This window comes from Bradyrhizobium sp. USDA 4503 (assembly GCF_054055815.1).
In genome coordinates, this window is sequence record NZ_JBSRXS010000001.1 from 1715008 (window position 1) to 1726973 (window position 11966).

At 62.6% G+C, this 11966-nt stretch carries 9 protein-coding genes; 2 read left to right on the forward strand and 7 right to left on the reverse strand.

The annotated features are described in order from the left end of the window. Positions 1-102 precede the first annotated feature (102 nt). Positions 103-537 (reverse strand): hypothetical protein, encoded by a 435-nt coding sequence (locus ACVMIH_RS08275; RefSeq protein WP_456861243.1) that lies wholly within the window; start codon positions 535-537, stop codon positions 103-105. A gap of 1410 nt (positions 538-1947) precedes the next feature. On the opposite strand from ACVMIH_RS08275, the gene ACVMIH_RS08280 reads away from it, so the two are divergent. Together ACVMIH_RS08280 and ACVMIH_RS08285 are read left to right on the forward strand one after the other, a co-directional pair. After that, positions 1948-3393: a DUF1254 domain-containing protein gene (locus ACVMIH_RS08280; protein ID WP_456861244.1), complete on the forward strand. Its 1446-nt coding sequence runs from the start codon at positions 1948-1950 to the stop codon at positions 3391-3393. A 208-nt stretch (positions 3394-3601) separates the two neighbouring features. Beyond that, complete coding sequence (locus ACVMIH_RS08285) at positions 3602-4147, forward strand: hypothetical protein (protein ID WP_456861246.1); 546 nt, start codon at positions 3602-3604, stop codon at positions 4145-4147. 269 nt (positions 4148-4416) lie between these two features. Here ACVMIH_RS08285 and ACVMIH_RS08290 read toward each other — a convergent pair whose 3' ends face one another. The 6 genes from ACVMIH_RS08290 to ACVMIH_RS08315 all read right to left on the reverse strand — a co-directional run bounded on the left by ACVMIH_RS08290 (position 4417) and on the right by ACVMIH_RS08315 (position 11955). Beyond that, the gene (locus ACVMIH_RS08290; RefSeq protein ID WP_456861248.1) at positions 4417-4941 is read right to left on the reverse strand and encodes a DUF1833 family protein; all 525 of its coding nucleotides are present in this window, start codon (positions 4939-4941) and stop codon (positions 4417-4419) included. Between the two features lie 6 nt (positions 4942-4947). Beyond that, a complete protein-coding gene (locus tag ACVMIH_RS08295) occupies positions 4948-8880 on the reverse strand; it encodes a phage tail length tape measure family protein (protein WP_456861250.1) in 3933 nt (1310 codons plus the stop codon). 229 nt (positions 8881-9109) lie between these two features. After that, the gene (locus ACVMIH_RS08300) at positions 9110-9547 is read right to left on the reverse strand and encodes a phage tail assembly chaperone (RefSeq protein WP_456836011.1); all 438 of its coding nucleotides are present in this window, start codon (positions 9545-9547) and stop codon (positions 9110-9112) included. After that, positions 9544-9987, reverse strand: a complete 444-nt coding sequence (locus ACVMIH_RS08305; RefSeq protein WP_456861252.1) for a hypothetical protein — start codon at positions 9985-9987, stop codon at positions 9544-9546. Before ACVMIH_RS08305 ends, ACVMIH_RS08300 begins: the two co-directional genes overlap by 4 nt. Before the next feature lie 173 nt (positions 9988-10160). After that, positions 10161-11642 carry a phage tail tube protein gene (locus ACVMIH_RS08310; protein ID WP_456861254.1) on the reverse strand — a complete coding sequence of 494 codons (1482 nt, stop codon included), beginning with the start codon at positions 11640-11642 and terminating at the stop codon, positions 10161-10163. Between the two features lie 67 nt (positions 11643-11709). Beyond that, complete coding sequence (locus tag ACVMIH_RS08315; protein ID WP_456861256.1) at positions 11710-11955, reverse strand: hypothetical protein; 246 nt, start codon at positions 11953-11955, stop codon at positions 11710-11712. Between the last annotated feature and the right edge of the window lie 11 nt (positions 11956-11966).

An 11966-nucleotide genomic window follows, 5' to 3' on the forward strand; every position in this document is an offset into this window, starting at 1 on the left:
TGCAGAGCGGGATGGCGGGTAGCGCGCTCACGCCGACGGCGGTCACGCGGCCGCGGTACCGGAGCGCGAGGCGCCGGAGCGGGTTTCAGCGATCCATGCATGTCAGTTTGGCTCGAAAAACGTCAGCTTCTTCCAGCCCATTTGACGCAGGGCCAGAACGGTTTCGCAGGCGACTCCCTGCCTCTCGTCGCAGTGGATGACCCGCTGCTCGGACCGCAGCCAGACGCCGATATGCGCCGGCACCCGAAGGTGGGCCATCAGCACAAGCGCGCCATCCGCGGCGACGACAAGGCCGCCGGGCCCCTCCGGCACTTCTCGCCACAAGCCTCGCTCGGGATGTCCCTCGAAGGATTCCAGCACCCAGCGCTTCGAGAAGCCGCTCGGCACCGAGACGTGCGGAAGATCGCGCCCAAACAGTTCCTTTTCGACGTGGCAGGCGAAATCCCAGCAGTTGCGCGACTGCCAGGCCCACGGCTCGCCGATCAGGGGCGACAGGAATGACGAACGGTTAATGGACAAGAGCCCGTAGCCTTCCAAACGGCTTGGCAGGTAACTTGACGATAGGTCAGTTCATTGAGAAAGAGCGGACGTCGGTCGGTTGACCGCGATAGGCGGCTTTTGACCCTACCCGGACATCGCCGGGCGTTCGGCGACGAGTATCGGACACACGCTCGAAATCACGCTCGCGAAGGGGCGGCAGCCCTGATTGTTCGGCATCCGCAGCAGATCCTTCAAGCCCTGCGCATCAATCAACGATGAAATTTGGCGCTGGCGTTTGGCCAGTGGAGCGTGGTGCGTCTGGGGTCCATCACGTAGGGTACTGCCGCGCGCGGAGATACCAACCGAGGGGCACCGACGATGACGGGAGGGCGCAGTGGCGTTTCGAAACTCGCTGCCATGGCCAGTGCCATCGATGGCGCCGCGATCAGGCTCGCGAGAATGAGAGCAGTAAGTAACTTATGAGTTCGCATGAAGCTTCCGACAAAAGAGTTACTATGCACACGCTAAGGTGGGAAGCGCGGACGAACGTTACTACGTTAACGCTTGCATGACTGGTGCGACGTCCGACCACCGGCCTGAGACTAAACGTAACCTCTGCGCAGCCCCTCTCGCCGTGTGCTGGTTTGCCATCTGCCTGCGTGCGGGTGCGGGTCACGCAACGGTGAGCATACCGATTTGCCGTTCGCGCAGCCGTGATTTTTCACTGAGTGTCTTTTCCCAAGCGCATACCTACGTAATTCTTGTCCAAAAAAGAATTCGAAGGAAACGCTTTCAACAGAGTAGCCGATTCTAGCCAGCGCGAATGCTCCGCACGAAAACAACAACCGTTCCGGAGTACGACTGTGAGTGGATTCAGGACTTCTATTATTGCAGCGATTATGTCGATTGGCGTGATAAGCTCTGCAAGTGCCCAGTGCCCGACGTGGGCGAATTCAAATCCGGCTTCGTTTCAGGCGCAATACCCGGATAGGGATGTGCTAAACGATTGCGAGTTAACGCCAGCAGGCAGAATGGGCCTGGAACTGCCTGGCGGCGCGGCTCCGTTGTTTGGGCCCAACAGGGCTTATTGGGCAATGCTTGGCGTTGCTCAACACCACAGCTTTCGGCACGGATCGCGGTGAGTATCTGAAGATAAACCCGAATGGTCGGATTCCGGCTCGTCTCTCGTGATCTTCGATCGCCGCTTGTGGCCCGCTGCTAACCTTCACGGGAGCCACCGCAGCGTCCGGTATCCGGCGTATAGCGGACCAGCGCTGAAACAGGGTTGAAGTCGCAGTTTGACCCGGAGCGGTCCTCGGCACTTTTTGCCGGATTTGCATAGTGCGCAGGCCGTCCGTCCGATAACGTCATGTGCGACTATTGCAAAAGGAAAGCGGCCCCCCGCTTTTCGTTGCAGTGTCGTGCTGCGGATTGATGAGGCTGTCTCCCAAACGCAAAAGGAATGCCATGAGATCGACCGGAAAATCCTTTTTCTACACTCTGCTCGTCAGCGGCTTCGTCGCGGTGATGGGCCTCGCGATGACCCTGCCCGCATATGCGCAATCTCTGTCCCCCACGGAGGCGCGACAGATCGCCGAAGACGCTTACGTCTACGGCTATTCGCTCATTACGACCGAGGTTACGCGGGTTCAGATGAGCAACGTTCCAAAAATAGAGGGCTTCACAAGCCCGACCGGCCAGTTCATCAATATCCCTCGCTATCCGGCGGCGGACTATCGAGGGGTTTCCGCTCCTAACGCGGATACGCTGTATTCGGTGACGTGGCTCGACCTGACTGAACCGCAGGTGTTCAGTCACCCCGACATGGGTGATCGCTTCTATCTGTTCGAGGTGACCGATCTCTGGATGTCGGATGCAGAGGCGTCGCCAAGCAGCCGCACGGCTGGTGGAAAGGCAGCCAACTACTTGTTCACCGGTCCAGGCTGGAAGGGAGATGTCCCAGCGGGACTGAAGCATTTCCCGGTTGCCACCCGTTACGTCGTCATTCTCGGCCGCACCTACGCGGATGGTACGGAGAAAGACTACAAGGAGGTTAACGCGCTGCAGGCCCAATATAAGATCACGCCTCTGTCCGCGTGGGGCAAGCCCTACGTCCCGGTGGCACCACCGGTGAATCCGAACCCGGGCTTCAGCATGACCGACAAGCCGCAGACGGTCATTCTTGGCATGGGAACGGAGGTCTACTTCAACCTCATGGCCAAGCTGATGGGAGAGGCCGCCCCGCCGGCGGCAGCGGATGCCCCGATGCTCGCGCGCATGGCGAAGGTCGGCATCGTACCCGGCAAACCATTCGAGCTAAACAAGCTCGATCCTTCCGTACAAGCTGCGCTGAAAGATATTCCGCAGACTGCTCTGAAGAAAATTGAGGCCAACAAGGAGAGCCTCGGTAAGATCGTAGATGGCTGGGTGGTCACGACAGGTCTCGGCACCTACGACCCCTCTACCTACATGAAGCGCGCAGTCGTGGCGGCATTCGGCTGGCCCGCCAATCAGGAGCGGGATGCCGTCTATCCCAACACCGAAGTCGACTCCACCGGGCAGAAATTGAACGGTGCCAACAAGTACACGGTGACCTTTCCAAAAGGTGGCACGCCTCCGGTCAATGCATTCTGGTCCTTCACCATGTACATGATCGATCAGGGCTGGTGGTTTGTTCCCAATCCCCTCAACAAGTTCACCGTCAGCATGCGTAACAATCCAACCATCAATGCTGATGGCTCGTTGACCCTGTACTTCCAAAACGAGTCGCCCGGCGCAGATAAGGAAGCCAATTGGCTACCTGCTCCCAAGGGAGACTTCGTGCTGATGCTGCGAATGTATTGGCCGAAGGAGAACTCGCCCTCGATCATCAACGGTTCGTGGAAGCCTCCGGCGGTCGTCAAGGTCAATTGAGCCTCACTATTCGAACCGAAGCGAGGGGCCGCAGCGAAAGCTGCGGTCCCAATTTCAGATGGATTTAGGGCAACTATCGACCCGTGGCGTACAGGCCGGCCTTGGGAACAGTCCACCGATTTTGCATATCCGTGCGCCCTTACTGTCGCTAACATTCGGGCGCGCCAAGGTGCCTTTCAGGGCGTTCACGCATAGAACGGAGGTGAGTATGAGCACCGCGACCATTGCAATAGACGGCCAAGCCGCCGTCACCCCCACGACGCTAAGCTGGAAGTTCATTCGCTGGGGTCTCGGGCTCTTTATCACGGGATTTCTGACCGGCTTTATTCCCATCGCCCACTACATGGTTGGCGCCATAGCCGGAGACGTGGGTCCGGACTTTTTGAGAAACATTACGCTCTGGTGGGGCTGTCCGGCGGTGCTAGCGGAATTGACCCTCAAGGCAGGCGGCCTCGGCATGGTTGCAATCGGCTTTTGCTATCAAGCCATAAATCGACAAGGCACTTCACTAAATCTTTCCAGTCACGAGCGCATTGCGCCCGATCTGTGCTCGTTCGGTCTGATCGCTACGCTCGTATCCGCTGGTGCGGGCTATGTAATCTGCAATTATTTCTGGCCGAATTTTTATTACCACGCGATTCCAGCGGGAAAGAATGTGTGGCTCGCGGCGCAAGGACTCAGCATAGCTGTCTACGTGGTTGGCGTTTGCTATTCCTTCGCAGGCATTCGTAGGGCGTCGGCGCACTTTCGATGACATCCTGTTCAGAAGATTTGTCAACCGAGAGCGGTTCGCCACTAAGGCGGTCACGCTTTCCGTATTGGTCGTGGCAAGCAGGAGGCTGGTCGATCATCGGATGGCTGTGTGGGATCGCAACGGGTGCACTGTGGATTTATTCTGGTATGCCTATGATTTGTCATTGAGCGACGGTGCTTCTGCTTCTGGCCCAACTCTGACACTGCCCAACTCTGTTGTAACGTCGCCTTTCGGAGGAAGAGCGGACCTTCTTGCCGGACGTCCCGCCATTAGGGCAGCAGGCTCGGAAACTCGATATAGTCGTAATTCTTGGTCAGGCGCGGAAACCGCTTGTTCTGCAGGTTTTTCACCATCACGGCGCCGCTGATCGAGGCGCCGACCACCTTGACGTTGCGGAGCTCAAATTCGACTGCGCCATAGGACGGCTGCGTGAGATCCGAGGCGAGATATTCCCGGTACAGGACCGAGATGTATTCGCGGTAGCCGAGCGCAGCCCGGATCTTCGGCAGCAGCTCGCGATTAACGTTGTCGATCTTGATGTTGGTCTGCGGCGGCTGCCCCTGCCGCTGCTCTGGGTACGAAGACTCGAACGGGCACGCGATGAAGGTGACCGTCTCGCCAGGGTTTCGCGGTGCCGACAATTCGATCCCGAAGGTCATGTCGTCGCCGACGTTCGCGACGACCCGCGCCGCGACATCGAACGACGACTGCCATATCTCGAGCGTGTGGTAGACCCGCGCGCTGGGCGGGCACGACGCATAGGCCTCGAGGAGCGCTTCGTTATGCGTCGCCATCAGAGGTTAAACACCATGAGCGTCATGGTGGCGGCGATGCGGCTCGACGACGTCGGCACGTAGCTGGGCTTGCCACCTTTCGCGAATTTGCAGGTCTTCGTGGCGTATGCCGAACCAAGCCAGACCGGCGCAGTGAACCGGCCGCAGCCGTTGTTGAGCGTGTCGCGCACCCAAGCGACAAAAACATCGTGCTCGGCGTTGGTCAGACTGATCGTCTGGACGATGGTCCCGACATTGTCGCCGGGCCGCGCCCGCTCGCGGGTGTTGCCGCCTTCCATGTCGGTTGCGATCGGTTCGAGGAACCGCTTCTGGATCTGGAAGCCACTCTTCTGCGGTCGGCTGTTGACCGCGGGCCAGGACGGAAGGGCCATCGCTTAGCTCCCGAAACCCTTTTGGCGGGACGAAATGGCCTGCGAGATCGGGCCATTCCGAGCCGCGTCGTCGACCATGAGGCCGGTGACGGCGTTCTTGAACACGATGTCGACCTGCGTGCCGTTGTTGGTCCGGCTGACGCTGGTCTGAGGATCCGAGCCCGACGGCGCGTTGTAGATGTTCACGGTGACGTTGCCGGAGGCGCCGTTGTCGTTGGCCGCCCCGCCGGCGAAACCGCCCGCGGAAACGCCGAGGCGCCCATCGCGGCCGCGGCGCAGCGGCATGACGGCCCTCCTCTCCGGCCTCGCCCATGAGACCGGTGCCGCCGTTGGCCATCGGGAAGAGCGTCGGCCGGGTTACGACGCCGCCGCGCGCGAACGGCACGATGTTGCCGCGGGCGAAGACGTTGCCCAGCGCGCTCGGCGCCAGCGGGCCGAACAGGTTGCTGCCGGCGGCACCGGGCGTGCCATAGGTGACGCCGCTCGACCCGAGCAGCGAGCCGAAATCGAGGCCGCCGCCGGTCACGCCACCAAACGAGCTCTGGAGGCTGCGCATCAGCGGGCCGATGACCAGCAGCTTGACGATCATCTCCTCGATCGCGCGGATCACGAGCTTCGAGGTGTCCGAGAACGCCTGGCCGAAGTTCTTGGTCCCGTCGAGCGCATCAGTGACGCCGGTCACCAGATCGCTCGAAATGGTCGACGAGACCGATGCAAACGCCGCGTTGGTGCGGAGAGCCGCGGCTTCGACCGAGTTCAGCGCCGTCGCGACGTCCGGATAGAGCGTCTTCAGCTGCTGCGCGATCTGGACGTCGTCGGGCGACAGCAGCGAGGTCTGCGACCCGAACCGGATATCGTTCTGGATCTGCTTGAGGGCATTCGCCTGCGCTGCGGCGCCGAGGGCCTTGGCCTGCGCATCGATCGCGGCCTTATCCTGGTCGGTCAGTTCCTTGTGGTTGCGGACGGCATCAGTCAAAGCCGTCATCCGGGCCACATACTCGGCCGCGGCGCCGGCGGACATGCCGATCGTCGCGGTCTGGATCCCGAACGCATCAGCCTGCGCCTTGATCTGGAGCGAGCCGTCGGCCTGCGCGCGGGCGAGGTCCAGTTGGTCCTTGATCTGCTTTGCCGTCAGGCCGGCACCGGCTTCCTGTGCCCGCTGCAGCTCAAGCGTCTTTTGCCGGACGCTGTCGAGGACGCCGGCCGACTGCCCGAGCGCCGACATCCGCGCCGACTGGACGCTCGAGGCGATATCGAGTTGCAGGGCGGACATCGCGCGGCCGGTGTCGGCCGGCGAGGCGTTGATCTGCGCCGCTTTGGTACGGATCTGCTCGAGTCCGGCAGCAAGGCGTTCCGCGGGGCTGGCCGCGGCGCCGAGGAAGTCGACGAGCGCGTTCTTCGGCAGGGCTGCCAGCGCGGCGCTGGTCGCCGCGATCGAGCGCTGCAGCTGATCCATGGTCTGCCCGACCTTGGCCAGTTTCTGGTCGACATCCGGCGCCGCGGCGAGGTCTTGGAGCAGCTTCAGCTGGTTCTGGAGATCCTGCGTCTGCCCGATAATCGGCAGCGCGGTGCGGATAGCCTGCTGTTGCGCCAGCGATTGCTGCGCATTGCGGGCGTCCTCCGCGGCGGTCTTCTGCCTCTGCAGCGCGGCGGTGAGCTTGTCGACCTGTGCCTGGGCGGCGGCGGTTGCGGCGGGATCAGCGATCGGCCCCAGCAAACCGGTGTCCGGGTCGACCGTGCGGCCGCTCGTCCTCTGCAGGAGCTCAAGTTTCCGTTTCGCTGCCTCCAGCTGCGCATCGAGCCCCTGCACCGGATTCAGGACGTTGTAGATGCTCTTGCCGATCGAATCCCATGCGTTCGAAACGGCGTTGCCGAGGGCCGTCCATGCGGTCCGCGTCGTCGATACGGTGTTGGCGACATCCACCAGACCCGATTTCACGGCGGTCGCCAGCACGACCTGAGCGGCATAGACCTTGTTCTGGGCGACGAGGTCCGCGATGTTCTGCTTCGTCGCGGCATCCAGGAAGCCGAGCCGCTGATTGAGATCCTCGGCCCCCTTCACCGGGTCGGCGAAGGCCTGCGCCAGCGTCTTCGCCGCTTCCGAGGCGTCGGTGCCGTAGATCGTCGCGATATCCTTGCCCATCTGGACGATCGGCAGGATGTTGTCGTTGGCGATCTTGCCGGTCTCAGCCAACGTGGCCGCGAATGAGCGGGCCTCGGCCACGGACAAGCCAGATCGCGACGAGCCGGCGTCCGCTATGGAGTTGATGCTGCCGGCTGTTGCACCGCTGGCACGACCGGACCCGAGAAGCGACCTGTTTACCTCCTGCTGCTTGTCCTGGAACGAGATCAGCGCCGCGACGCCGATGCCGATGGCTGCTGCGATACCGCCCCAAACGACTCTGCCAACACTGAGGAGGCCGAGGAACTTCGATCCGACCACCCTCGCGAAGTCCGTGATGCTTGCCTTGGACGACTGGAAGATCTGGAAGACCTGCCCGCCCTGCTGCGCCAAGATCATGAACGGCGACTGACCGAGCGCCAGTCCCGTGAGGACGTCGTTCAGCTGATAGGAAAGGTTGACGAGCTCGCCGGACGCGACGCGGCCCGTGGTGCTGGCGTTCTTCAGCTGCTGCTGGACGTCGGTCAGCCGCTTCGCCAGCATCACCTGCGCCTGCTCGTACTCGCCGGTGGAGATGTAGCCGTCAGCCAGCAGCTTCTTGTACGAAGCCATCTCGGCGCCGAGGCGCTGGAATTCGGTCTCCAACGGCGCGATCTTGGAGCGCAGTTGCTCCGCGGCGGCGGTCATCTTCTGCTCGGCCGCGATCGCTTCATCGAATTCCGCGGCCATGGCGGCGCCGGCGGCGTCGATATCCATGAACGCGGAGGCCGACGCCCTCGCCGATTTGGTAACCTGGTCGTAGCCGAAGGCCTGCGCGATCGACTGCTGCGTGCTTGCGGCGAGATGTGCTGCCCGGGCCTGCTCGATTTGATCGAGACGGGCCACCTGCGCGGCAAGAGCTTCATAGGTGGCGCCCTGCGATGTCGCCGAGGCTCCGCCACCTCCCAGCGCCTCAGTCAGGCTGCGCTGGAAATTGGCGCCGGCCTGCTCGGCCCGCATCCGGGCGACGTCGTCGATCTGCCGCAGGTCGGCATCGAAGACGCTCGCGGCGTCCTTCGCCGACTTCGCCGCGCCGGCGATCATGAGACGGTCGAGATCCGCGCCGAATGCGGCACCGGCTTCCGCTGCCTTGGCTCGCGCGACCCCCTCGAGGCCGCCGTACTGTGCCAGGAAGGCGTCAGCGCTCTCTTGGGCTGATTTGGTGTCGTCGCCGATGCCGAACTGCGCGTTGATCGCTGCCTGCGACCGCTGCGCCACGGTCAATTGCTCGATCGCGGCCGCGGCGCGGGTCGCCACCTCGGCATGGATCGAATATTCCTCGTTCAGCCGGCCAACTGCACCGGCGATCGAGACAAATCCCTTCTCGGCCAGCGACGCGGCATCTGCGGTCAGGCCGAACTTCTGGTAAGCCGCGTCCAGGAGGAGGTTGACGCGATCGATGCCCATGCCCCGGTCGGCGGCGTTGCCGATCCGGCGGATGATGGCCTCGAACTGCGCGCCGGCGCCATAGCCATCGAGCAGCGACTTGCTGACCGAGGCCATGCCGCCCGGGATCTTCGCGAGCGCGGCATCCGACTGCGCAAGAGCGGCATTGCGAGCCTTGTCGCTCGCAATCATCTTGCTGTCGGCGTCGACCTTCTGCTGCGCGCCCCGGACATAGCCCGAGGCGTCGAAGTCAGATGTGACTCGGAGGGACGAAAGCGCTGTTCCCGCCATTTGGATGCCCTCCCTCTCTCAGCCGCTTGCGCTCGTCCTCAGCTTCCTTTTCCCTCTCCGCCTCGCGCTGAACGTGCTCGAGAAACTCCTCGTCCATGGCGCTGACAAACGCCAAGAACGTCTCGAACTCGACGCCACGAATGTCGTAGCGCCGCGCGTAGGTATCGATGGAAAGGAAGCTGATCGGAGACTGGCCGCCCATGGCCCCGTATTGCCGATCGAACCGAAGAGCATGCCAGGCGCGCCAATAGGTCTCCGCCCAGATCGGGAGCTCAGCCTCTGGCGGCCGCTCCGCCTGCGCCGCGAATGCTTCGGCGTCAGGATCTTCTTCGGCTAGTTGAGCGAGCCACTCGTCCGTGCCCTTCTGCTCGAGCTCGTAGCGAAGGGCGGCCCTCAGTTTTTTGCGCCGGCTCCGACGAACTCGGTCTCTTGGAGACCGACGCGGGAAGCGGCGAGATAAATCGAGCCGCGGACGAGCCGGTACTCAGGATCCGTCAGGATCTCGCGCGCGGTCTCTTCCGAGAAATCGATGTCTTGCTCGTTGTCGTCGACGAGGCCAATCCAACCGAGCAACAGATATTCGACCGCGAGCTTTCCGTAAGCCTCGGCGAGCACGTCTTCGGGAACGTTGCGGCCGTGCTTGTTGGTCAGCTTGATCTGAATAACGTCGCGGGCCGTCTTGAACTCGGCGTAGTTCGTCGAGCGGACGAACCACTTGATATCGCCGCAATCGTCGATATCGAGCGCTGGCATCCAGTCGCCTTCGCGCTCCTTCTGGCTGTTGACCTTCATCGACGACAGCTTCAACTTACGCACTTTCTTGGGGGATTCAGTCATGGCTTGGTGTCACCTTGGAGAGCAAGGGAAGCCCGGCGGGCGCCAGGGGGTGAACCAGCGATCTCGAGGACACCAATCCTCTACCGGCACCGACCGGTCCAGATCGCTGGTATTTCGGGGCACCGCGCATGAAGCGCGGCACAAAATTGTTCGGCCGAACGGTCGCCGATCGACTATTCGACGTACTCGAAGCGATCGAGCAGGATATGCGCGTTGGTGACGACATCCTGCGCGGCCTGGTAATCGAAGTCGGCCATGACCTGCGTGTTCTTGGCCGTGGCCTGTGGGTTGCCGCCGCCGCGGTAGACGGCCCGCGGCACCTGCCAGATCAGCGCCTGACCGTTCTTCTGGACCCGCGAGTTGATGTTGCGCGGGGTGCCGTTGCGGAAGGCCAGCACCTCGGTAAGGCTGCCGAAATAGGTGGTCAGCTTTCCGGTGACGGTGCACTCACCGTCGTCCAATGCAACCGGTGCGTCGGAGTCGACGGCATCCAGCGCCTGCAGATTGTTGTTGATCTGCACCGAGAAGCCCTTGGCCCAGTTCGGGGAGCCAAGCTGCGCCTGATTGACGCCCAGCCGACCGACGTTGGCATTGGCTGCCATAACGACACCGGTCGTCACGCCATCCGGCGCGGCGTCGAGCGTGACGGTCGTCTCGTCACCGCCGAGCCCCAAGAAATCCGCAGACCACTTCAGCTTGTCGCCGCTCTGCATGTCGACGTTGAAGGTGTTCACCCGCATGCCGAGATACTTGATGAAGGCCGGCGTCTGCATGCCGAGGAAGCCCTTCTCGATCGTCATCGTGTTGGGCGTGACGCCATTCTTGATCTGGTCGCTGATAAAGACCGAGATCGTCTTGCCGGCACCGGTATCGGTGGTCCAGCCCGACGGCAGATTGTCCAGGGTCAGCTTGTTGGCCGCGATCGCGCTGATGCGTGCATAGGCGGCCGCGCGCGGCTTGGCTCCGGCGGCCACCAGGAAGGCGAACGTCGAAGCATCGGCGGTGCCGCCGACCTTGATCCACTGCCCGACCACGAGGCCGAGCGTGGTAAAATCGAGCGCCGTGGACCCCAGACCGTCCGCCAGTGCCGTGATGTCGCCAGCGACACCGGCGAACCCGACCACCTTGAGCCGTGCGGTACCGGGAGGAGCGGCCTCCGCGGCCATACCGGTACCACCGACAATCGTCGTACCCGTCGACGCCGAGGCGCGGAAGACCTGGTTGTTCGCCGCCTGGCCGAAGCCAGTCGCGCGCACCAGCATACCGACCTTCACCGCGGCTCCGCCGGACACCACGGCATAGGTGCTGGCCGTCGTGCCGGCATCGGTGATCACGCTGTCCGCGGTACCGTCGTTGAAGAATACCGGCGCGTTCACCCAGGTATTCTCGAACGCCGACATGAGGAGTTCGGACAGTGGCGAGCCATCATCTGGGAACGAGATTTCGCCGTTGATGCCGCCGTTGGTCGACTCGTTCGTCTTGATCGGATCCCCGAGCATGCGGTCGTCGCGGATCTCTTCCGAGTCCACATAGGTCGGCGCAAGGGAAAGCGACTCGCCGGTCATCCTGACCTTGCGCATGCGCGGCGTCGTCGGGGTGACGCCGGGCGTTGTCTCCCGAACGAGAGCGAGTTGCGTACGGTTGGATGAGGTCACGGCGTTCTCCCAATGAAAAAGGCGCCCGATGGGGCGCCTTGCGTGAGGTCAGCGATGGTTGGTGGGGTTACTTCTCGGAAGTCGCCGGGGCCGCCGGCGCGCTCGTCTCGAGCTTGTTCTGCGGCACGGTCGCCGAAGCCGGCACCGGAGCCGGCTTGTCGTCCTTCTCCTTGATGAAGCCGCGCGACTTCAGCGTCTCGATGGTGTGCGGCGCCAGCAGGTCGTCGCTCTTGACGACGTTGCTGCGCTCGTCATCGGGCTTGAAGCGGCGGTTCACGGTGTTGAACGCCTTCAGGACGGAATACTCGGTCATGTCTCGTGCTC